Raw genomic sequence first — 22647 nt, forward strand, 5'->3', positions numbered from 1 at the left:
GTGCTTTTGCCGTTACGCACCACCCCGTCAGTAGCTGAACAGGAGGGACAGCTGATAGAAACAGAAGCCACTGGAGCACCTCAAAAACACCATCATACACTAAATCAGTAAGTTGGCAGCATCACCCAGAATGAGCGTTGTTCACATTGTTGAATGAAATCGCGCTTTTTTATAAGTGTTCGCAGTGAACAGGAAAAATTCGCCTTTTCTGCTTCATCAATACCGGCGAGCCCTGATTAGCAGAGCGTATTTATGCGCTGTATCACCCTGCTAAGCGACTCACACTGCCTCTTTCCATCCCGTTCATGGGGTGACGATGACCTCAGGCATTCCTTCGGCACGTGCTCTTCACTCTCTGGCTCAAAAAGCGGGCGCGTTCAGGTACGCAGCCCAGCTTTTACGATCCACTTCAAAAATATCAGTAAATCCTCTGGCTGAAGGCCAAATATCAGTTGCCTGTTGAACAGGCTTCTCGAATGATGAGTAGAACGTTCTAGTAGAACGTTCTACCACTTATAACAGCACTTAAAAAGTGTCATCCAGGGTCTTAAATCGGGGAAAGCAGCATGAGTCTGTTCTCAGGATTGATAAAGTCGTTATCCAAACTATCGATGATCGGCCGCGCGCTTATGCTGCCTATCTCGCTGTTGCCAGCCGCTGGTCTGCTGCTGGCATTCGGTGACAAATTCCATCTGCCGCTGATGATGAACGCCGGCGGCGTCATCTTCGACAACCTGCCGATGCTGTTCGCCATCGGCTCCGCCGTCGGGCTGGCGTCTGAGTCGGGCATTGCGGCGCTCTCCGCCGCCGTCTCGGTTTTTATTACCAATATCACTATCGGCACGGTAATGGGCATTACCCCGGAGATGGCGTCGCAAGGAGGAAAATATGCGATGGTGGTCGGCATACCCACGCTGCAAATGGGGGTGTTTGGCGGTCTGCTCTGCGGCATCCTGGCCGCCTGGTGCTATAACCGCTTTCACACGCTGCAGCTGCCTGAGTTCCTCGGCTTCTTTTCGGGCAAGCGCTTCGTCGCCATCGCTACGGCCTGCTTATCCTTTCTGATGGGGCTGCTGCTGCCCTATATCTGGCAGCATATCCAGTCGGGCATCGATGCGCTTTCTGTGGTGGTGAACGGCGATAATCAGGCGGCCTCCACCTTTATTTTCGGGTTAGTGGAGCGCGCGTTGATTCCGCTCGGGCTCCATCATATCTGGTATCCCTCTTTCTGGTATTCGTTCGGCGACTACACCACGCACGCCGGCCAGGTGATCCACGGCGACCAGACGATCTGGTTTAAGATGCTGGAAGAGGGCGTTAAATCCTTCAGCAGCGACTCCTATCAGAACGCCGGCAAGTTCATGCAGGGCGAGTTCCCGCTGATGCTCTTTGCTTTGCCTGCCGCCTGCCTGGCGATGTATCACGAAGCGCAAACGGCCAATAAAAAAATCGCCGCCGGGATCCTCTTCTCCGCCGCGCTCACCTGCTTCCTGACGGGGATAACCGAACCGGTTGAGTTCACCTTTATCTTTGTCGCGCCGATCCTCTACGTGTTTAACGCCATCATGGCGGGGCTGGCCTACATGATGATGTATCTGATGCATGCGCATATCGCTAAATCATTTTCCGCCGGATTTATCGACTACCTCTCATTCGGCATTCTGCCCTCGTTCAACGGTTATCAGACCCACTTCCTCAACGCCGTGATCATCGGCGTGCCGATGGGACTGATTTACTACTTTACGTTCCGCTATGTTATCCGCCGCTTTGATATCAAAACGCCAGGCCGCACCCTTGTGACGGCCAATATGAACGATAAATCGGATAACGAGATTGCGACCGAAATTATCGGCTTGCTTGGCGGGGCGCAAAATATCAATACTGTCGGATCCTGCATCACCCGTTTGCGGCTTGAGGTAGTGAAAAGCGAACTGGTCGATAAGGATGGCCTTAACGGCGTCGGCGCGCGCGGAGTGGTCTTTGTCGGTGATACGGGCATTCAGGTTATTTTCGGCGCCCGTGCGCAGTTTATCGCGCAGACGATGTCGACCATGATGGCCAAATAGCAGGCAGCGGCGCTCTCCGGCTTCGGCGGGAGCGCGCGCTGGAATAATGGATCGGATTGTTATCAGGAGCAGGTTTGAAAAAAGTCAGCATCATCGATGTGGCTAAAGAGGCTAGCGTATCGGTCTCTACCGTTTCGCTGGTTTTACGGCAGAAAGGCAAGATTTCCGATGCGACTATCGAGAAGGTTCAGGCCGCTATCCAGCGGCTGGGGTACGTGCATAACGTCGCCGCCGCCAACCTGCGCGCCAGCACCTCTAATCTGATAGGGCTTATCCTCTGCGACTTCAGCGACAGCTATACCGTTAAGGTGATGGCGAGCGTGGTTAAAGAGCTCGAGAAAAAGGGATTTATGCTGTTTCTCGGTCAGCCGCACGATGACGAGGCGAGCCTGGAACGCTGCCTGCTCTCGTTTAAACAGCAGGGCGTCGCAGGCATTATCTACCTGACGTCCGACACCGTTAATCCCACCGTGCCGGAGCGGCTGCGACACTGCCCCTTACCGTTCGTGGTGGTCTCGCAGACGCTAATCAGCGAAACGTGCAATCTGGTAATGCGCGACAATCGACAGGCTGCGGCGCTGGCGACGCGCTATCTGCTGGATCGCGGCCATCGTAATATCGGCTATATCGGCGGCGAAGCGGATTCGCTGCTGCGCACGCAGCGTCTGCAGGGGCTGCGGGCCAGCCTGCTGCAAAACGGTATTGCGCACAAGGACGAGCTCGCGCCTGCCTGCAGCGACGATACCTTTGCGGCGAGTCTGGCGACGCGCCACCTGCTGGAAAAAAACAACACCCTTACCGCACTGCTCTGTCATTCGTCGACGGCGCTGATTGGCTGTCTTAACGGCATTCAGCAGGTCGGGCGCACTTTAGGCAAGGATCTCTTCCTGACGCAGCAGGTCGCACTGGTCGGCTTTGAGGATATGCTGCAGGTCAATCTTACGTCTCCCTCCTTGACCTACGTCTCATCCGCGAGCGAGGAAACCGGACGGCAGGCGGTAGAGCTGATTGTCAGCAACATCCGGGATCCTGGTTTGCCCAGGCAGCGCATCTTGCTGAGCGGCGAACTTGTCGTGCGCGAGTCTGCATGACGCCGCTCCGCTTGTTTTCCACGTCGTCACCGACAGCCTGAGCGGTTTCCCCGCAGCCGAAAAAAAATCTTATGCCTCGGGAATAAAGCTGTCGCTGGTTCGTCTTATGCGCTCTTTGCAAACAGGCGATCCTATCCTATGACGAACTCTTCACTTTCCACCGGCCAGAAAGTCGCGCGCCTCGCGCTGGTCGGCATGGTTCCGCTGGCGCTGATCATCGTCTTTTTATGGGCCGGCGGCTGGCTGGCGCCGCAGCGTCTCTCCGCCGATAAGCTGGTTACGGCATTGCAGCAGTCCGGCGGCGAACATCCTGGGTATCGGCGCAATCACGCCAAAGGGGTCTGCATCATCGGCGAGTTTAGGGCAACCGGCAACGCCAGCGTCTTCTCGCGCGCGCCGCTGTTCGCGCAGGGCGCGACGACGCCGGTAACGGGGCGCTTTGCCATCGCCGGCGGCAACCCCGGGGCGCCCGATTATGCCGTTCCGGTGCGCAGTATGGCGCTGCTGTTTCAACAGGCGGACGGACAGCAGTGGCGTACCGGCATGAATGCGATCCCGTTCTTTCCGGTTGCCACCGTGCAGGGGTTCTACGATCAGCAGGTCGCTTCGCGACCCGATCCGGCTACCGGCAAACCAGATCCGGCCAGAATGAAAGCCTTTGTGCTTCAGCATCCGGAAATCAAACCTTTCCTCGCCTGGATAAAAGGGTACGTGCCCTCGTCCAGCTGGAGCAGCGACAGCTTCAACAGCCTGAATGCCTTCCGTTTTATCGACAAATCCAGCGCTGCGCATCTGGTGCGCTGGAGTATGGTGGCGCAAACGCCCCGTCAGCCAGAGACCGCGGAAGGGAAAACCGACAAAGATTTCCTGCAAAAGGATCTTGCGCAGCGTCTGGCGAACGGGCCGCTGAAATGGGATCTGATGGTAACCCTGGCTGGCGCGGGCGATGCGGGTAACGACGCATCGAAAGTCTGGCCTGCCGATCGCCAGACCATTAATGCCGGGACGCTGGTGGTGACCCGTTCGCTGCCTCAGCAGCAGGGCCCGTGCAACGATATCAATTACGATCCGCTGATTCTGCCCGATGGCATCGCCGCCTCCGACGATCCCTTACTGAATGCGCGCTCCGCGGCCTATGCCAAATCCTATAACCAGCGCACCCGCGAACAGTCTGAACAGGCAGGTCATCCATTATGAAACAGGTAACCTATTTTCATCCCGCGCTGCGTCTGGTGCACTGGCTAATGGCGCTGGCGATAATGACTATGTTATTTATCGGTGTGGCGATGGTGTCGACCGTCTCCTCGCTGCACGGCCTGCTGGTGGCGATTCACAAGCCGCTGGGCCTGATGATATTCGTGCTGGTGGTGGTTCGGCTGTGGCTGCGCTTTTATACCGCCATTCCGCCGCTGCCCGGCTCGATTCCCGCCTGGCAGCGCGCCCTGGCGCACCTGTCGCACTGGGCGCTGTATGCAATGATGCTGGCTCAGCCGCTGATTGGCTGGGCGATGCTTTCGGCGGCGGGCTATCCGGTGACCCTCGGCGGCGGATTCGTATTGCCGGCCATCGTGCCGGTGAATAACGACTGGTACGCGCTGTTGCGTCCGCTGCATTCCATCGTCGCGCTGTTGCTCTTCCTGACCATCATGGCGCATCTGGCGGCGGCGTTACTGCATGCGCTGGTACTGCGCGACGGTGTGTTTAACAGTATGGCGGGAACCCGCAAACGCTGAGGAAAGCCTGTGTCGCAGCTGACTGACGAAGAGATCCGGGACGTGATGCCGCATCTGCAACGCTTCGCGCTGTGGCTGACCCGCAGCCCGCACAGCGCTGATGATTTAGTGCAAAGCTGTTTAATCAAGGCATTGACGCGAACGCCGCAGAGCCGGGATGAGCAGAGCCTGCGCGCCTGGCTGTTTGCCATTCTTTATCGGCAGTTTATCGACGGCGAACGGCGGCGGAAGCGCTATCGAACGCTTCTCGCCTTTTTTACCGGCGAGGAGGCGTTGAGTAGCTCTACGGAGTCGATGGCGATTGCAGACGATACGCTGGCGTTGTTCGCGACGTTGCCGACCGATTATCGCGCCATACTGCTGCTGGTGAGCGTGGAGGGGCTGAGCTATAAAGAGGCGGCCGAGACGCTGGATATCCCGCTGGGAACGGTGATGTCGCGTCTCTCCCGGGCGCGAAAACTGCTGCATGAGAAATTAGAAGGCAAGGTCAAGCCGTTACCCCTAAGGAGACTGAAATGAAACCCGACGAAGAGGATCTGCACGCCTGGATAGATGGCGAAGCGGATGACGCTACCGCACGACGCGTCGAGCGGTATCTGGCGGAGGATCCTCAGGCTGCCGGACGCGTGGCGGAGATGCGTTATGAGATGCAGCTTTTGCGGCAGGCGATGCACCAGCAAAAGCAGACGCTGGAAACGCCCGAGCCGCACGCTTTTCGCCGCCGTGCGCGGCAGCAGCGGCAGCGAAAGCTGGCGCTTGCCTGCGTATTGGTTCTATCCCTTAGCGTCGGCGGCTTTACCGGCTGGCAGCTGAAAGATTCGCAAATGGCCGGTCATTTGCCGATGGAAGATGCGGTGCAGGCCTATAAGCTGTTCGGCAATGCGACGCTGACGCCGATGGACGTGGTCGCCAGCCAGCAAAACGAGCTGGCGAGCTGGGTCGGGCGCTATTTTATCAACGGCAATTTGCCGCCTAATCTGGAGCAGTATGGCTTTAAACCGCTCGGCGCGCGCCTGATAGCAACGGCGCAGGGCCCGGCGGCGCTGGTGATGTATCAGGATGCGCACGGCACCCGCCTCGCCTGGTATATCCGGCCGCTCAGTCCGGTTAAGCTGCCGCACGGCGAGCGCAAAGCCGAGAATGTGATGGCGCAGTACTGGAGTGATGAGCATTACAATTATGCCCTGGTCACGCCGCTTGATGCGGCGGCGACCGGCGACGTGCGTAAAGCGCTCTCAGAAGTAACGGGGTGATATCAGGAAGCCCATCGACAATAACGTCAGCTAAATCATAACCGCTACGCCAACATGCCCGGCTCTCTCTTTATCCCGGTTGTTTGAGCCGGAGAAGGGGCTGGGGACACTATCATGGAACCGGGCATCCTTTGTAAGAGCGCCATCCAAATCTGTTATCTGCCTTTACCTGCTGCCTGGCATTATTAACAGCCGTGACAATGTCCAAATCCTTAATGCATACTATCGCCACATAGCTAAATCGGTTTAGCTTTTTACTGGAGTTTACTGATGAATCGAATCTGGTGTTTAGGTGATGCGGTGGTTGATTTGCTTCCTGAAGAGGACGGGCGTCTCCTGCAATGTCCTGGAGGCGCGCCGGCTAACGTGGCGGTGGGAATCGCCCGGCTTGGAGGAAACAGTCGATTTATTGGCCGTGTGGGAGACGATCCTTTCGGACGCTTTTTGCGACAAGTGCTTGAGAGGGAAAATGTGGATGTCTCCTGCATGTTGATGGATAAGACGCACCGCACTTCAACCGTGGTAGTAGCCCTGGACGCCGAGGGTGAACGTACCTTCACATTTATGGTTCGCCCAGGCGCGGACTTATTTCTGGAACGCCATGATCTTCCTCAGTTTATCCCTCACGACTGGTTACACTGTTGCTCAATTGCACTGCTTCAGGAACCCTCTAGAAGCACCACCTTACAGGCAATGAAATCAGTGCGTGACGCAGGCGGCTATGTCAGTTTTGACCCCAATATTCGACTCGATCTTTGGCAGGATAAAGCTGAACTCCATCGCTGTATCAGGCAGGCACTTCAACTGGCAGATGTTGTGAAGCTTTCCGAGGAAGAGCTGATATGGATAGCGGATTGCGCCGACGTTGAAGCCGCTATCGAGGAGCTGGCGAAGCATTTTGCGATCAGATTACTGTTGGTCACTCAGGGTAGCGCAGGCGTATGGGCCTGGTATAACGACGGGCTTGTTCACTATCCGGCGAAGCCCGTACTCAGCATCGATACAACCGGTGCTGGCGATGCCTTTGTCGCAGGGCTGTTATGGGGACTTGCGCAGAACGGGCTTCCTGCTGATGCTGCGCAACTGGCGGCACGTCTGCAGTGCGCACAGGCATGCGGCGCGCTTGCGACAACAGCCAAAGGGGCAATGACAGCTTTGCCTGATTACCCGCAACTGCAGGATCACCTCAGTCAGTAATCGCTTTTACTCCCTGTTTTGAGACATGCCTCACATCAACTAAACCGGTTTAGCAAATTCCGTTGCGCTTTCAAAATCAGCACAACTATGATGCTGACCTAAATCGGTTTAGCAATAACGTTTTATTGATGATGGCCTTACCTCAGGGATGCAAACCAGTGAAAAAACGTCTTTTAGCGCTTAGCCTCGGCACATTATTGAGTTCTGGCCCCGCCTGGGCGGCTAACTCCATGGAAAGTATTGAAGCGCGTCTCGCGGCAATGGAAAAACGCCTGGCTGCAGCTGAACAGCGGGCCAGTGCTGCGGAATACCGCGCGCTGGCTGCTGAGAATCAGGCACAGAAGCTGACTGCCGCGCAACAGCAGCAACAGCAGCCCCAGATCGTGAACGAACAGAGAGAACCGCGCGCCGAGAAACCAGAACAGAGTAGCAGGAATAATACAGATGGATTTGAATTCCATGGCTACGCGCGTTCAGGGCTGCTGATGAATAGCTCCGCAGCAAAAACGCAGGGCGGCCCGACCGTCACGCCGGCAGGAGAAACCGGCGGTCACGTTGGCCGACTCGGCAACGAACCCGATACCTACGTTGAGCTTAATCTCGAACATAAGCAAATCCTCGCTAACGGCGCGACGACCAGGTTCAAGGCGATGCTGGCCGACGGTCAGCGAACCTACAATGACTGGAGTGCCGCCAGCAGCGATCTCAACCTGCGTCAGGCTTTCGTGGAACTTGGACAGTTGCCCACGTTCACTGGTGCGTTCAAAGACAGTACCGTCTGGGCTGGTAAGCGCTTTGATCGCGATAACTTCGATATTCACTGGATTGATTCTGACGTGGTGTTTCTTGCTGGCACCGGCGCAGGCATCTATGACGTCAAGTGGAGCGACGAAGCGCGCAGCAACCTGGCGATTTACGGTCGTACCTTCGGTGATATCGAGAATAATGACAACACCGCACAGAATTACATTCTGTCTCTGAATAATTTTGTAGGGCCGCTGCAGCTGATGGTGAGCGGCATGCGCGCTAAAGATAATAATGAGCGCACCGATATTGACGGCAATCGCGTTAAAAACGATGCAGCGAACAACGGTGTGCATGCGCTAATCGGACTACACAGCGATAGCTTCTATGGCCTGCGTGAAGGGTCATCGAAAACCGCTCTGCTCTATGGTCACGGCTTAGGCGCTGAGGTGAAAACCATCGGTGCCGATGGCGCATTGCTGCCGGAAGCTGATACCTGGCGTCTGGCCAGTTATGGCATGACGCCGCTCGGCGAGGGCTGGCATGTCGCACCGGCGCTACTGGCGCAAAGCAGTAAAGACCGTTACGTCAAAAGCGACAGCTATAAATGGGTTACCGCTAACCTGCGTCTGATTCAGGAAATTACCCAGAATTTCGAGATGCAGTATGAAGGCTCCTGGCAGTATATGGATCTGCGTCCTGCAGGCTACAACAACCGCAACGCCGTTAGCGGCAACTTCTACAAATTAACCATGGCGCCGACGCTGAAGGCGAGCGACGTCGGGGAATTTCTAAAACGTCCTGAAATCCGCCTGTTCGCCAGCTGGATGGACTGGGATCACCGCCTGGATAACTACGCCACAGATGATGCCTTTGGCAGCAGCGGCTTTAAGGCCGGTGGTGAGTGGAATGTCGGCGTACAGATGGAAACCTGGTTCTGATATTGCGGCCCCCCACGGGGGCCCTGTTCCCTTTTGTTGGCATTAAAATGAAAAACTGAGGTCATTATGGATTTTGTGAACATCTCGCGCGCGCTGCTGCCGTTGCTAGGAGGCCGAGAAAATATTGCCAGCGCGGCGCACTGTGCAACGCGCTTGCGCCTGGTGCTGGTGGATGATGCCAAAGCGGATACCGCCGCAATTGGAAAAATTGAGGGCGTTAAAGGATGTTTTCGCAATGCGGGACAATTGCAGGTGATCTTTGGCACCGGCGTGGTTAATAAAGTCTACGCTGCCTTTATTCGCGAAGCCGGCATTAGTGAAGCCAGTAAGTCAGAAGCGGCTGATATCGCCGCGCGCAAGCTCCACCCCTTCCAGCGCATCGCGCGTCTGCTGTCGAATATATTTGTCCCAATCATTCCGGCCATCGTTGCATCCGGCCTGCTGATGGGACTGCTGGGAATGGTAAAAACTTACGGCTGGGTAAACCCTGACAATGCGCTCTATATCATGCTGGATATGTGCAGCTCGGCGGCATTCATCATTCTGCCAGTCCTGATTGGCTTCACCGCTGCGCGAGAATTTGGCGGTAACCCGTTCCTCGGCGCCACGCTGGGCGGCATTCTGACACACCCTGCGCTGACAAATGCCTGGGGCGTAGCGGCCGGATACCACACAATGAACTTCTTCGGCATAGAAGTGGCGATGATCGGCTATCAGGGCACCGTATTCCCGGTACTGCTGGCGGTGTGGTTTATGAGTATTCTGGAGAAACAGCTGCGCCGGGTGATTCCGGATGCACTTGATCTGATCCTCACGCCGTTCCTGACGGTAATCATTTCCGGCTTCATTGCGCTACTTATTATCGGTCCGGCAGGCCGTATGCTCGGTGACGGCATTTCATTTGTGCTCAGCACACTCATTGCTCATGCGGGCTGGCTGGCTGGATTACTCTTCGGCGGCCTGTACTCGGTGATTGTTATTACCGGCGTGCATCACAGCTTCCATGCCATAGAGGCAGGGCTGCTTGGCAATCCGTCGATTGGCGTTAATTTCCTGCTGCCGATCTGGGCAATGGCGAATGTGGCGCAGGGCGGCGCCTGTCTGGCGGTCTGGTTCAAAACCAAAAATGTCAAAATCAAGGCGATTTCGCTGCCATCCGGCTTCTCCGCACTGCTCGGCATTACGGAAGCGGCTATTTTTGGTATTAATCTGCGCTTTATGAAGCCGTTCATTGCCGGAATGGTCGGCGGCGCGTTAGGCGGGGCCTGGGTGGTATCAATGCATGTTTCAATGACCGCAGTAGGCCTGACCGGTATTCCTGGCATGGCGATCGTGCAGGCAAGCTCACTGCTCAATTATGCGACTGGCATGGTGATCGCATTTAGCGCTGCGTTTATTCTCTCTTATTTGCTCAAATACCAAACGGATGCAGACTAATGGGCTCGACCACACTGTTACCCCAAATTCTTAACGCAGTGATGCGTGGTCAGCCGAAGGCACTCAGCGATCCCCACTATCCTGGCTGGCACCTTGCGCCGGTAACGGGGCTGCTTAACGATCCCAATGGCTTTATCAATTTCGCTGGTCGCTATCATCTCTTCTATCAGTGGAATGCGTTGGGCTGTGAACACAAATTTAAATGCTGGGGACACTGGAGTTCCACCGATCTGCTCCACTGGCAGCATGAGCCGATTGCGCTGATGCCTGATGAAGCCTTTGACCGCAGCGGCTGCTACTCTGGCAGCGCCGTGGATGATAACGGCGTGTTGACGCTGATCTACACCGGCAACGTGAAATTTGACGACGGATCGCGCACCGCCTGGCAATGTCTGGCCGTCCAAAATGAGGCGGGCTGTTTCGATAAGCTGGGGCCGGTTATCGCGCTGCCGGAGGGATATACCGGACATGTTCGCGACCCAAAAGTATGGCGGCATGGCGATCAGTGGTACATGGTGCTCGGGGCACAAGACAGCCATAAGCAGGGCAAGGTGCTGCTGCTGCGCTCTGCAGATTTGCATCACTGGCACCCTTTAGGCGAGATTGCCGGCAGCGGTCTGAACGGGCTGGGCGACGCTGGCTATATGTGGGAATGCCCAGATTTGTTTACTCTTGGGGAGACGACTTTCCTGATTTGCTGCCCGCAGGGCATTGCACATGAAGAGCAGCGCTTTCTCAACGCACATGCCAGTGCCTGGCTCGCTGGCAATTTTAATTACGACACCGCCGACTTCGCTCATGGACCCTTTCACGAGCTTGATGCTGGCTTTGAGTTCTACGCCCCGCAAACCACGCTTACCGCCGACGGACGGCGGCTGTTGATTGGCTGGATGGGCGTGCCGGACGGCGAAGAGATGTACCAGCCAACAATTGCGCAATCCTGGCTCCACCAGATGACTTGCGTGCGCGAACTTGACGCGCGTGATGGCCGTCTTCTGCAGCGACCGGTCGCTGAATTGCAGGCATTGCGCGGCGACGAACACCGTTATTACGGTCGGGCAAGCGGCGCCCCGGTGTTAGCAGCGCAGCGGCTGGAACTGGTGCTTACGGGGTCGGGCGGTATTACGCTGAATTTTGCTGAAACTTTGTATCTGGACTGGCATGGAGAAGGATTGCGTCTCGCCCGGCGCAGTTTGGTGAGCGGCGAATGGCACTATCGCTACTGGCGTGGAGCGGTTACTGAGCTGCATATATTATGCGATCACTCCAGCGTTGAAATTTTTATCAATGAGGGTGAAGGCGTGATGAGCAGCCGCTATTTTCCGGCGCATCACGCGCAACTCACGCTGATCGGCGACGAAGAAGTGAATGCCCGCTACTGGCCGTTGCGTCACCTCATGGTAGAATAAGTCATTGTTTCATTAAATGTCGCATTGATGTGAAAAAAACCAGACGCGTTACCATTGCCGATATCGCCGCGTTGGCAGGCGTATCTAAAGCAACCGCCAGCCTGGTACTGAATGGCCGGGGCAAAGAGTTGCGCGTAGCGAAAGAGACGCGCGAAAGAGTACTAACGCTGGCGCGTGAACATCACTACCAGGCGAGTATCCATGCGCGCCTGTTACGTGAGAATCGCAGCCATACGCTGGGTCTGGTGGTGCCTGAGATCACTAATTATGGTTTCGCAGTTTTCTCTCATGCCCTGGAAAATCTCTGCCGCGAGGCGGGTTTACAATTGCTCATCTCCTGTACGGATGAAAATGCCGGGCAGGAGCGGGTGGTCGTGGATAACCTTGTGGCGCGTCAGGTAGATGGATTAATTGTGGCATCAAGCATGCTCAGCGACAGCGACTATGTGAAGCTGAGCGAACAACTGCCGGTGGTGCTGTTTGACCGCTACATGAGCGATACCAGGCTGCCGCTGGTGATCACCGACTCTGTGACGCCTACCTCTGACCTGGTTGAAAGGATGGCGCGCGCTAATCCCGACGAGATTTATTTTTTGGGTGGGCAGTCGCGCCTTTCTCCTACCAGAGACCGTCTTGCGGGCTTTATGGCGGGACTGGAACGTGCAGGCGTCACGCCTCGTCCGGAGTGGATCATTCATGGTACTTATCACCCCAGCAGCGGTTACGAAATGTTTGCAGCGCTTTGTGCCAGACTGGGCCGTCCTCCTAAAGCGATATTCACTGCCGCCTGCGGGCTGATGGAAGGCGTTTTGCGCTATATGAGCCAGCACCATTTGCTCAGTAGCGATATGCGCATGGCCAGCTTCGACGATCACTATCTCTATGACTCGCTCTCTGTCGCGATTGATACTATTGAGCAAGATGTTCCCAGACTGGCCCAAGAATGTTTCACTCTGTTGACTGCGATGATTGGCGGCGAAGAACCTACCAACCAGCAAACGGTATTACCGGCAACCGTTAAATTACGTGGTAAACATTAATCTGAGGCTTGCCGTTTGTGTGTACACTGGATCATGATTCGTATAATCATAATTATGTTAAATGTGATCGCGATATTCATACCGCCTCGATGTTCTGTCCGCTACCCTACTTTATGCAAAACCCGTGCTACCCGCTATTTTACTGCGCCTGATAGCTCACAGCGCCGTTCAGATCTTACAGCCTCACCTGCACGGCGAACTCAGGGCCGCCCGGGCAGCCCTGAAACCCAGCTTACTGCGCCTGCTGTTGATTCTTTTCCGCGTCCTTTTTCTCTTTTTTATGGGCCATATGATGGCCTACGGCGCAGCCCGCCGCCGCGCCGGCGACGGCATGATCTTTGATATGCCCGGCCGCGCCGCCGACCGCTGCGCCTTTGAGGCAGCCCTTCGCCTCAGCCTGGGAGGCGACCGACATCAGCAGGCCCAGGGTAATCACTAAACACGACAGTTTACGCATTTGAACGCTATCCTCATAAGAATTAACAGCACATTGCCGATAAGCAGCCCGATGAGCATAGTCGCAATGTTAGGCCCGTAGAGGGTAATACGACTACCGTTGTCATTCTGTTGAGGAATCGTTGCATGTTTATGTGAAGAGCACCCATTGCGCTTCTCGGCATCACGCCTGGTTAGCGTCGGCGCCGCGCTTTGCTTCCCGGCGACAGCGTTCGGAGCAGTACTGCACCTGATCCCAGCACTTTTCCCATTTTTTACGCCAGGTCATCGGCTTCTTGCAGTTTTTACAATAGCGTACCGGCAGCGATTGTTTGTTTCCCTTAAAAACGCGCATTATTTGCCTCTCTCAAATTCAGCATTATCGCTTCTTCGCTCGAACCGACCGCCCACCCACCAGAGCGCGAGCGCCGTCAGAGCGATAACGCCCAGCGCCGCGAATGCCGTGCTGTAGGAGTAACGCGCGGCAATGGTGCCCGCCAGCGCCGGACTCATCGCGGCGCCCGCCCCTTGCATCAGCATAATCGCGCCCTGCCCTGCATTGGTATGTCCGCTTCCCGCCAGCACGTTAACAATATAGCCCGGCACCGCCACGCCCAGCAGTCCGGCCGCCAGGCCATCCAGTATCTGAACCGGGATCATCCCCAGGGCGCCAGGCCAGGCAGAGGCGATAGCAGCGCGCAGCGGCAATACCAGCAGCGCCGCCGTAATCAGTAGTGAATAGCCCGACTTTTGCGCGCGGCTGGCGGCAAACAGGGCTACCGGGATCATCACGCACTGCGAAATCACCACGGTGGCGGCTGCATAAACGCCGGCAGGCATCGTCCCGTCATGGGCGGCGGCGGCACGCATGCTCAGCATGGGCAGCAGCGCGGCATTGCTGAGATGGAACAGCAGCAGCGTCAATCCGGTGATGATAATGGCGGGGTTGCGCAGAATTACCGAAAGCCTGGGCACCGCAAGCCGGTGGTCATCGCCGCTTAATCCGCGCGCAAGGCGATGATCGATATCTTCATGCCGGATAGCTAAAACGGAAAGCGCCGCGCAGAGCGCCATGGCGGTCATCAAAACGAAGACGGCGCCTGTTCCCCACCAGGCGACGGAAATCCCGGCGATAATGGCCGCGGTCATATTGCCGCCGTGGTTAAAGGCTTCGTTATGGCCCATCTGGCGGCTGAATCCCTCTGGCCCGGTCAGGCCAAGCGTGATGCCGGTCAGCACGGGCGCGATAAACGCTGCTGCAAGGCCGGTGAGGATCTGCGAAAAAAGCGTTACCCATGAATCGGGAAAATACCAGAGCAGCAGCGTCGACACGGTAATGACCAGCGAGCCGACAATCAGCTGCAGGCGCTTATGGCGTGTCGCATCCGTTATCAGTCCGGCGGGAAGCGTGGCGAACAGGCCCGCCAGACCGCCGGCAGACATCACCCAGCCGATATCATCCGCTCGCCAGTGATGTTCGGTGAGGAAGATGCCCAAAAACGGGCCCAGTCCGTCCCGCACGTCCGCCATAAAAAAATTTACCAGACAGAGCGCCTGAAGCGATCGCAGCGTCATACACATCCTCGTTAATAAGTTTACGATTATCGGGGATAAACCCCGCTTCGTTTAAGCCTGGCACGGAAAGCGAGGTTGCGTAAAAAACAGGGGTGACTGGCCAGCTAAACGCCCTGCTACCCTGTCACCCGCGTCTATAACGCATAAAAAAAATTAACTGATAAATAAATCAGTTTGCATTAAGTAAAGAAGTAATAAATAGCGTCCCGGTGTAACCAAAAAAGACAAATGCTCAAACCGGATTAGCTGATAATAAATAGAGATAAGGCGAGAGCGAAGGAATAAATATTAAATAAATTAAATGAAAAAGGGAATGTTCCTATAATTATGCTTTGCTTTACTCGGTGGCGGAATTAAAAAGATGTTGATTATATAATCACTTCACCTGAGCGTGCTTTTTCAGCGTGTCACCTGTTGCTTCCGGAATTTTATCAGGGGCTTATATGAAAATAATAGTGAGCGGGCGCGGCTACCCGGAAAAAAGAAACATTATCGTTAACGAGCAGTACACCTACCTTGATTTTCGTTATAAAAATATATGGCTTTACATCAATAAAATAAGACAGAAGCTGGCGCGTGCTAATAAGGTCTTTATCTTCTGGCCTTTCCGTTTCCTTATGCCGGCGGACACCCAGGTCATCCATCTGTTTAACGAGGTGGCTCAGACCCGGCAGCGCTGGATCGCCACCTTTGAAACCGAGCTGCCACGCGTTCTGCCGGTGCCGGGCGTGCCCAAACTCGCCAATCCCGCGCTAAAGAAAGCGCTCAGGCTGGTCGCCGCGCCGCAGTGTGTGGCGATCGTGGCGATGTCTGAAGCCGCAAGGCAGATTCAGCTAAAACTGCTGGAAGCCTTTCCTGACGAGGCGGCAGCCATCATCCCTAAAATGCATAAGCTGCATCCCCCGCAGCCGGTGCTTTATGACGGGCCGCGCGATACGCCTGACAAAAAGCTAATTTTTACCTTTGTTGGTAATGAATTTTATCGCAAAGGCGGCGCCGAGGTGGTGCTCGCTTTTAGCGAGCTGGCCGAAGAAGGGGTAATTAATGCCGATACCGTCGAGGTGAATATAACAGGCGATCTTAACAATAGGTATAACATCGCTCATGGCAAATATCAGGATGAAGCCGCTTTTTACAGTAAAATTGAACAATCGCTAACGCGATATAATATTTTTACTCATGCTACGTCCAGACCCAACAGCGAGCTCATCGCGTTATTTAAGCGCGCCCATGTCGGGCTGCTGCCTAGCTGGCAAGATACCTATGGCTTTTCCGTTCTGGAAATGCAGGCGTGCGGCTGTCCCGTTATCACCACCAACGTGCGCGCGCTGCCTGAAATAAATCCAGACGCCGCGGGCTGGACCCTCGCCTGTCCTCTGAACGCGATGTTTGAACTCACCGTGGCGTCCGTTGGGGATAAAATAGCGCTGAGGCGTCTGATGGTGGCCCAGCTGAAAGCGCAAGTGCTGGCGATCCTGGCGGACCGCGCGTCTGTTCTCTCCCGTTCTCAAAACGCCCTGCGGCGAATAGAGACGCACCATAATCCGGCGCGTTTTAAAGAGAGCCTCGACGCAATTTATGCGCTGGCGCGTTGATGCAAGCAGCAGGGCCGCGAGAGTCAGATTCGCGCGTCGCCTTCCAGACGGACCCAGCGACGTCCGGTCGCCACCGTGAGCGCAACCAGCGTCAGGCCCGCTGCTAGATGCATTAAAAAATCGATCATATGCAGCTGCGTGTCGTGGCAGAGCGACAGCAGCATCGACGACATAAAAGCGATGCCGCATCCCGCCAGCGCCAGACTTTTTGCCGGAAAGAGCGAGCGGGTACGATAGAGGCTGAACACCGAGATCGCCATCATCGGCAGGCCCGCGCACAGCATAAAGAGATAGCAGTGAATGCCCTCGCCAAAGCGTCCTGCGCCAGCGGGCACCTGCGCGGCGGTCATGTTGCCGAGATTGAGCGCCAGCCACGCCAGCGCCGGCAAAAGAAGGTAACGCAGCGCGGGCGGCTTCCGTCCCGCCAGGCTAAGGGTAAAGGCTCCGGCGATAGCGCCGACGCCCAGCATAAAAGACAACAGCAAGGCCGCTATCGCCAGCGGCGCGCCAGGCTGCGACCAGTCGGTGTAGCGGCTGTGCAGCGCCCAGCTGCCGAGCGCGCCGCAGGGCAGCGCCGCCGCGATCCAGCCAGTTACGCGCCATGCCGTTGGCCAGATGCGTCTGACCGGCTGCGCTGACGCGCTGAGCTGTTCGATAAGTTGGTCATGATTTCTCATGCTTGCCACTTCCAGATTTACGCAGGTTGAGCATTGCGCGGTGCAAAAGCGATTTGACCGCAGAAAGCGAAAGATTGGCCTCAGCCGCCGCCTGGGCCAGGCTCTGTTCGCGCAGGTGAACGGACTCGACGATCTGTCGCTGACGTGCCGGCAGCGCGCCTAAACAGTCGTTTAGCGCGTCCTCGCCTGCATCGGCCTCGTTCGTTTCCGTCGTCAGGCGGTGAAGGACGTCCTCGTCCTGCACTTCATGCTGGCGGCCACGCTGACGCAGGGCGTCGATCGCCCTTGCCGAAGCGATAGCCGCCACCCAGGGCAGCAGGGGACGGCGCGGATCGTAAGTGTGGCGCACCCGATGTATCGCCAGCAGCGTCTCCTGAATCACATCTTCAACCAGCGCGTCGTCGGCGATTTTTTTGCGCACCAGGGCACGGATGGCGGGCACCATCGCTTTCAGAAGCTGGTTATAGGCGGCTTTATCGCCAGCCTGCGCGCGGGCCATTAAGAGAGGCCAGTGCTGAGCGCGCGCGTCAGTGGCGGGCATCGCCCGCGCTTAAAGGCTGAACCATCCGCCCGGCTAAGAGGTTAATCAATATTCACCCGTTCACGTTTTCTTTCCGCTTTCAGCGGCCTGCTCAAGCGCCGAAATAACGATGCCCGGCGTCAGGACCTGCGGCAGCACCAGCGGTTTTCCGCCGTTTGCCGGATAAACCACATAGAGCGGCAGCCCGCCTCGCCCGAAATCGCTGAGCGCCTGCTCGACGTCCGGATTATATTTCGTGGAGTCCGCGACCATATAGATGGTGTCGGTGCGCGCCATCGCCGCTTTCACCGCCTGAGTCGACAAAGAGGTGCGGTCGTTAACCTGGCAGGTGATGCACTAGGAGGCGGTAAAGTTCACCAGTACCGGCTTGCCCTGGCCTTTAATCGCATCCACGTTCTGCGGCGACCAGGCGACGGCCGCCGCCGCCACGGCGCTCCCGACGTTCTCTTCAGGCGCGGCAACGCTTTTCAGATTGATCAGCGGCGGCACCAGCAACAGCAGGAAAACCGCCGTCGTCAGATGCAGCGCCCAGTGGCGACGTCCCATCATACGGCGTTTCTGCGCCATGCCATATAGCCAGGCGGCAAAACTGAGCAGCAGGCAGCAGCCGAGGATCGCCGCCAGCGCCGCCGAACCCGCCTGGCGTTCCAGCACCCAAATCAGCCAGCCAACGGCGCCCAGCATCGGGAAAGCCAGCCCGTGTTTCAGCGTCATCATCCAGGCGCCGGGTGCCGGCAGCACGCGCGCCAGTACCGGGAAGAAGGCGATCAGGGTAAAGGGCGCGGCGAATCCGAGCGCCAGCGCGATAAAAATCACCAGGCTGACGGCGGGCGGCTGCGTCAGCGCATAGCCGACGGCGCTGGCCATAAAGGGCGCGCTGCACGGGGTCGCCACGACGATAGCGAGCGCGCCGGTGAACGCCGACCCCACTAAGCCGCCACGATTGCCGCCCACCTCGCCTGCCCGCTGCAGGGAAAGCCCAATTTCAAACACGCCGAAGAGATTAAGCGCCGAGGCCAGCATCACCAGAATCAGCAGCGCGATGACCATCGGCGACTGTAGCTGAAAGCCCCAGCCGACCGAGGCGCCGCCCGCTCGCGCCAGCAGCAGTACCCCCACCAGCGCCAGCATCGTCACGACCACGCCCAGTAAAAACGCCAGCCCCTCGGCGCGGGCGTGCGCCGGTTTGTCGTGATGGCGGATCAAACTCAGCGCCTTCAGCGAAATCACCGGGAATACGCACGGCATAAGATTGAGTATCAGGCCGTCGAGAAACGCGGCGGCGATAGCTGTCAGCATGATAATTTCACCTGGTTCAGGGGTCAGGCAGGATTGGCCTGACGATATTTTTTCACCGCGTCCATCGCCTTCTGGATATGCGCATCCGGATTTTTGTCGGTATAGCTGAGCAGAATTTTGCCGTCCGGGGCGATCACGTAAGAGGTGCGATCGGAAAAAGTTTTCCCTTTAAAATCCATAGTGCTTTTGTATTCCGCCGCCACTTTGGCGCCGGGATCGGCCGCAACGGTGAATTTATCGCGGCACTCGAGCTGCGAGAATTTCGCAATCTGGTCGGTATTGCCCGCGGTCACGCCAATGACCGTCGCGCCCTGCTTGTTGAATTCGTCAGTCGCCTCGGCGAAATCGTGCGCTTCCAGCGTGCAGCCCGCGCTGAAGGCCGCCGGAAAGAAATAGAGCACTACCGGCCCTTTCTGCAGCGCCTGCTGCAAAGAGAAGGTGGTCGCTTTACCGGCCAGCGCCGCGTCGAGTGTGAAATCGGGCGCCTTGTCGCCGACCTGCAGCGCGGCGAACGCCGAGGCGACAGGCAGGCTCAGGGCGAGAAGCGTGGCGGCCGCCAGCGTTTTCAGGTTGTTTTTCATCGGCATCTCATTCTTCTCCGTGGGTAATCAGGCGACATGCCTGGAGGATGTAATCAGAGGTTCGTCAGCCGCTGCGGAAAAGTTTCGCTGCCGGAAAATATTTTTGCGGCAGGGCGATTCCTGAACCGGCGCGGATACCTTGTGATACTATGCGCCGAACGGATTTCAGACCGCATGAGGCGAATCGGGATGCATAAAAACAGTACGCCGACCCCGCACGACGCGGTGTTCAAAACCTTTCTCTCGCACCCTGAGACGGCGCGCGACTTCATGGCGCTGCATCTGCCGCCCGCGCTGCTGGCGATCTGCGATCTCTCGACGCTGAAGCTGGAATCCGGCAGTTTCGTCGAGGATGACCTGCGTCCTTACTACAGCGACGTGCTTTACTCGCTGAAAACCGGCGGCGGGGATGGCTATGTGCACGTCCTGATTGAGCATCAGAGCTCGCCGGATAAGCATATGGCGTTTCGGCTGATGCGCTATGCCGTGGCGGCGATGCAGCGTCATCTTGATGCCGGGCATAAAACCCTGCCGCTGGTGATCCCGGTACTTTTTTACCAGGGCAAGCGCAGCCCTTATCCTTACTCGATGAACTGGCTCGATTCGTTTAGCGAACGTGAGCGGGCCGCGGCGCTCTATAGCGGACATTTTCCGCTGGTGGACGTGACCGTGATCCCGGATGAAGAGATTATGCAGCACCGCAGCATGGCGGCCCTGACCCTGCTGCAAAAGCATATTCGCCAGCGCGATCTTCGAGGACTGCTCGATCAGCTGGCCACGCTAATGCTGACGGAATTTATGACCGGACAGCAGGTGATGGCGCTGGTAAACTATATGCTTCAGGCCGGCGAAACGCCGGACGCGAAAGCGATGATTCGTGAACTGGCACAGCGCGTGCCGCAGCATGAGGATGAACTGATGACCCTTGCACAACAGCTTGAGCAGATAGGCCTGAAAAAAGGACTGGAACAAGGGCTGGAACAAGGCCGCCAGCTTGGCGAGCGTGAAGCCAGCCTCAATATCGCCCGAAACTTGCTGAAAAACGGTATGGACGTGCCTTCAGTGATGAAAGTGACGGGCCTGTCCGAAGAAGATCTGCAGCAGATCCGCCACTAAGTCCTGCCTGACTCATTACGCTTAGCCGCCGCGCCTTCCGGCGGCTAAGCTGTCACCCGCTTCGCTCTGTTTACTACGGCTTGATGACAGGCAGGCTTTCTGGCGAGGTGAAGATCGTCAGGCCGAGGGATTGGCCAAGGCGCACGTCATTGTCGGCGCCCTGCGACGCGCCCGGCATGCGCAAAATGGCGTCGCAGCAGGCGATTAAGCGATGCGCGACCGGATAGAGAAATCTCTCGCTGATCTCGTCGCCGATGTGGGCCGATCCTGCGGCCGCCGCGAGCGGCAGCGCTAGCCACTCGCCGATCACCGGCGTATGTCCGCGCTGATAAACCTCCAGCGCCATGCGGTTCATCTTCGCCAGGTTGGCATCGATCAACGCCGGATCGCCGTTCGTGCCGCTGCGAACCGGGCCCGCGATCAAAATCATCATTGGCTGTCCCCCTCGAAAACGGCGCTGAGCGCCAGGTGCTGCAGCAAGATGATGGTCTTGGCATCTTCAATCTCGCCGCTGCGGATCGCCGCCAGCGCGCGGGCGAAAGGCCACTCCAGCACTTCGATATCCTCGCCCTCTTCCGCCAGCCCGCCGCCCTTGCCGCGCCGATCGTCGTCATGGTATTCGGCGATGAAAAAGTAGAGCTTTTCCGTAACGGATCCGGGGCTCATATAAGCCTCCAGCACCTTCTCCGCATGCGTGACCCGGAAGCCGGTCTCCTCTTCCGCCTCCGCGAGGATGCGCGCTTCGGGCGAGGCGTTGTCGAGCAGGCCAGCCGCCGCCTCGATTAAATAGCCGCTATGGCCGTTGATATAGACCGGCAGGCGAAACTGGCGGGTCAGCACCACGCTTTTACGCGCGCGGTTGTAAAGCAGAATGACCGCGCCGTTGCCGCGATCGTAGGCTTCACGGCTCTGCTCTTGCCAGCTGCCATCGGCGCGCTGCTGCTCAAAGGTATATTTCTTCAGCGTGTACCAGTTATCGGATAACACCTGCTCGCGCAGGTGACGTATGTTCGGCTGCATGTTTTCTCCTCAGGAAGGTGACAAAAAACACGCTACCATGCATAATCGTGCAACATCAAGAAAAAACAAAGGCGTTTCTTTATGCTGAGTTCACAGCGCAAGCAGCAGATCCTGGCGATACTCGCCGAGGAAAAACAGGTGATGTCCAGCGAGCTGAGCCAGCGCTTTAGCGTCTCAGAGGACTCTATACGGCGCGATCTTCGCGAGCTGGCGGCGGAAGGATTGCTGCAGCGCGTACACGGCGGCGCGCTGCCGGTATCTGCAGCGGTGGCCCCTTTTGAAACACGCAAAAACGTGCATACCGGCTCCAAGCAGCTTATCGCGCAAAAAGCAGTCAGACTTATCCAGCCCGGTCAGGTCGTGATTATCGACGGCGGCACCACCACCGAAGCGATGGTGCGGCAGCTGCCTGCGGATCTGGCGTTTACCGCCGTCACCCACAGCCCGAGCGTTGCCGTGGCGCTGGTCGACTCTCCTCAGGTCGAGGTGATTATGCTTGGCGGACTGCTCTATCGTCACTCTGTCGTGGCGGTAGGTGCAGCGGTGCTGGAGGCTATCGCACGCATCAATGCCGATCTTTTTTTTATGGGCGTCACGGGCGTTCATAAGAACGCAGGATTGACCACCGGCGACTATGAAGAGGCGGGAATTAAACGGGCGCTGGCGGCGCGCGCCTCGGAAACCGTGGTAATGGTATCGCAGGAGAAGATGAATTCGGCCTCGGCGTTTGCCATCGGCGATTTGACGCTGGCCAGCACGCTGGTGGTCGACGGCGAGCCGGATGCGGAGATGAAGAGGCTGCTGGCGCAAAAGCAGATTACAGTGATTTAAAGGCGATGCATCTGGGGCGAATACGGCGAGGAGACGACCGGCGCACCCTCGTCGGGGCGAAGGTGC

At 57.1% G+C, this 22647-nt stretch carries 23 protein-coding genes and 1 pseudogene; 14 read left to right on the forward strand and 10 right to left on the reverse strand.

Annotation, left to right across the window (positions count from 1 at the left end; genetic code table 11):
• The coding region (locus JS46_RS23660; protein WP_001568368.1) for an IS1 family transposase at positions 1 to 71 on the reverse strand (71 nt) is incomplete at its 3' end.
• A gap of 495 nt (positions 72 to 566) precedes the next feature.
• On the opposite strand from JS46_RS23660, the gene JS46_RS21195 reads away from it, so the two are divergent.
• From JS46_RS21195 to JS46_RS21245, 11 genes are all read left to right on the forward strand, one after another.
• Positions 567 to 2066, forward strand: coding sequence for a PTS transporter subunit EIIC (locus tag JS46_RS21195; RefSeq protein WP_033755594.1), 1500 nt, complete (start codon positions 567 to 569; stop codon positions 2064 to 2066).
• Between the two features lie 74 nt (positions 2067 to 2140).
• Positions 2141 to 3157 carry a substrate-binding domain-containing protein gene (locus JS46_RS21200; protein ID WP_033755596.1) on the forward strand — a complete coding sequence of 339 codons (1017 nt, stop codon included), beginning with the start codon at positions 2141 to 2143 and terminating at the stop codon, positions 3155 to 3157.
• 138 nt (positions 3158 to 3295) lie between these two features.
• The gene (locus tag JS46_RS21205; RefSeq protein ID WP_033755598.1) at positions 3296 to 4354 is read left to right on the forward strand and encodes a catalase family peroxidase; all 1059 of its coding nucleotides are present in this window, start codon (positions 3296 to 3298) and stop codon (positions 4352 to 4354) included.
• Entirely contained in the window at positions 4351 to 4890 is a 540-nt protein-coding gene (locus JS46_RS21210; RefSeq protein WP_033755600.1) for a cytochrome b, read from the forward strand. The genes JS46_RS21205 and JS46_RS21210 overlap by 4 nt, the downstream gene beginning before the upstream one ends.
• A gap of 9 nt (positions 4891 to 4899) precedes the next feature.
• Positions 4900 to 5409 carry an RNA polymerase sigma factor gene (locus tag JS46_RS21215; RefSeq protein ID WP_227741457.1) on the forward strand — a complete coding sequence of 170 codons (510 nt, stop codon included), beginning with the start codon at positions 4900 to 4902 and terminating at the stop codon, positions 5407 to 5409.
• Positions 5406 to 6143, forward strand: coding sequence for an anti-sigma factor (locus tag JS46_RS21220; RefSeq protein ID WP_033755601.1), 738 nt, complete (start codon positions 5406 to 5408; stop codon positions 6141 to 6143). The genes JS46_RS21215 and JS46_RS21220 overlap by 4 nt, the downstream gene beginning before the upstream one ends.
• A gap of 270 nt (positions 6144 to 6413) precedes the next feature.
• The gene (locus tag JS46_RS21225; RefSeq protein ID WP_033755602.1) at positions 6414 to 7340 is read left to right on the forward strand and encodes an aminoimidazole riboside kinase; all 927 of its coding nucleotides are present in this window, start codon (positions 6414 to 6416) and stop codon (positions 7338 to 7340) included.
• Between the two features lie 158 nt (positions 7341 to 7498).
• The gene (locus JS46_RS21230; protein WP_033755604.1) at positions 7499 to 9025 is read left to right on the forward strand and encodes a carbohydrate porin; all 1527 of its coding nucleotides are present in this window, start codon (positions 7499 to 7501) and stop codon (positions 9023 to 9025) included.
• Between the two features lie 66 nt (positions 9026 to 9091).
• Positions 9092 to 10462 carry a sucrose-specific PTS transporter subunit IIBC gene (locus JS46_RS21235; protein ID WP_033755606.1) on the forward strand — a complete coding sequence of 457 codons (1371 nt, stop codon included), beginning with the start codon at positions 9092 to 9094 and terminating at the stop codon, positions 10460 to 10462.
• Positions 10462 to 11871: a sucrose-6-phosphate hydrolase gene (locus JS46_RS21240; RefSeq protein WP_033755608.1), complete on the forward strand. Its 1410-nt coding sequence runs from the start codon at positions 10462 to 10464 to the stop codon at positions 11869 to 11871. The genes JS46_RS21235 and JS46_RS21240 overlap by 1 nt, the downstream gene beginning before the upstream one ends.
• A gap of 29 nt (positions 11872 to 11900) precedes the next feature.
• The gene (locus tag JS46_RS21245) at positions 11901 to 12911 is read left to right on the forward strand and encodes a substrate-binding domain-containing protein (RefSeq protein WP_033755610.1); all 1011 of its coding nucleotides are present in this window, start codon (positions 11901 to 11903) and stop codon (positions 12909 to 12911) included.
• A 232-nt stretch (positions 12912 to 13143) separates the two neighbouring features.
• Here JS46_RS21245 and JS46_RS21250 read toward each other — a convergent pair whose 3' ends face one another.
• From JS46_RS21250 to JS46_RS21255, 3 genes are all read right to left on the reverse strand, one after another.
• Positions 13144 to 13368 carry a hypothetical protein gene (locus JS46_RS21250; protein ID WP_033755612.1) on the reverse strand — a complete coding sequence of 75 codons (225 nt, stop codon included), beginning with the start codon at positions 13366 to 13368 and terminating at the stop codon, positions 13144 to 13146.
• A 162-nt stretch (positions 13369 to 13530) separates the two neighbouring features.
• Entirely contained in the window at positions 13531 to 13701 is a 171-nt protein-coding gene (locus JS46_RS23665) for a DUF2256 domain-containing protein (protein ID WP_071997469.1), read from the reverse strand.
• Entirely contained in the window at positions 13701 to 14921 is a 1221-nt protein-coding gene (locus JS46_RS21255) for an MFS transporter (protein WP_033755614.1), read from the reverse strand. The genes JS46_RS23665 and JS46_RS21255 overlap by 1 nt, the downstream gene beginning before the upstream one ends.
• Positions 14922 to 15364: 443 nt before the next feature.
• Here JS46_RS21255 and JS46_RS21260 point away from each other — a divergent pair, with 443 nt between their 5' ends.
• Entirely contained in the window at positions 15365 to 16516 is a 1152-nt protein-coding gene (locus JS46_RS21260) for a glycosyltransferase (RefSeq protein WP_033755616.1), read from the forward strand.
• 23 nt (positions 16517 to 16539) lie between these two features.
• Here JS46_RS21260 and JS46_RS21265 read toward each other — a convergent pair whose 3' ends face one another.
• The 4 genes and pseudogenes from JS46_RS21265 to JS46_RS21280 all read right to left on the reverse strand — a co-directional run bounded on the left by JS46_RS21265 (position 16540) and on the right by JS46_RS21280 (position 19620).
• A complete protein-coding gene (locus JS46_RS21265; protein ID WP_033755617.1) occupies positions 16540 to 17193 on the reverse strand; it encodes a DUF1109 domain-containing protein in 654 nt (217 codons plus the stop codon).
• Complete coding sequence (locus JS46_RS21270) at positions 17180 to 17734, reverse strand: sigma-70 family RNA polymerase sigma factor (protein WP_033755618.1); 555 nt, start codon at positions 17732 to 17734, stop codon at positions 17180 to 17182. Before JS46_RS21270 ends, JS46_RS21265 begins: the two co-directional genes overlap by 14 nt.
• Before the next feature lie 60 nt (positions 17735 to 17794).
• Positions 17795 to 19033 (reverse strand): annotated as a pseudogene (locus tag JS46_RS22990) (protein-disulfide reductase DsbD family protein).
• Between the two features lie 23 nt (positions 19034 to 19056).
• Entirely contained in the window at positions 19057 to 19620 is a 564-nt protein-coding gene (locus JS46_RS21280; protein WP_033755619.1) for a peroxiredoxin, read from the reverse strand.
• A 183-nt stretch (positions 19621 to 19803) separates the two neighbouring features.
• Between JS46_RS21280 and JS46_RS21285 the strand changes: the two genes are divergently transcribed.
• Positions 19804 to 20730 (forward strand): Rpn family recombination-promoting nuclease/putative transposase, encoded by a 927-nt coding sequence (locus JS46_RS21285; RefSeq protein WP_033755621.1) that lies wholly within the window; start codon positions 19804 to 19806, stop codon positions 20728 to 20730.
• A gap of 73 nt (positions 20731 to 20803) precedes the next feature.
• Here JS46_RS21285 and JS46_RS21290 read toward each other — a convergent pair whose 3' ends face one another.
• Complete coding sequence (locus JS46_RS21290) at positions 20804 to 21163, reverse strand: NUDIX hydrolase (protein WP_033755623.1); 360 nt, start codon at positions 21161 to 21163, stop codon at positions 20804 to 20806.
• Positions 21160 to 21750, reverse strand: coding sequence for an NUDIX domain-containing protein (locus JS46_RS21295; RefSeq protein ID WP_033755625.1), 591 nt, complete (start codon positions 21748 to 21750; stop codon positions 21160 to 21162). The genes JS46_RS21290 and JS46_RS21295 overlap by 4 nt, the downstream gene beginning before the upstream one ends.
• An 81-nt stretch (positions 21751 to 21831) precedes the next feature.
• On the opposite strand from JS46_RS21295, the gene JS46_RS21300 reads away from it, so the two are divergent.
• A complete protein-coding gene (locus tag JS46_RS21300; protein ID WP_033755627.1) occupies positions 21832 to 22581 on the forward strand; it encodes a DeoR/GlpR family DNA-binding transcription regulator in 750 nt (249 codons plus the stop codon).
• Positions 22582 to 22647: the final 66 nt, after the last annotated feature.

It is taken from the genome of Pantoea sp. NGS-ED-1003 (assembly GCF_000738765.1).
In the GTDB taxonomy this organism is placed as follows: Bacteria; Pseudomonadota; Gammaproteobacteria; order Enterobacterales; family Enterobacteriaceae; genus Pantoea; species Pantoea septica.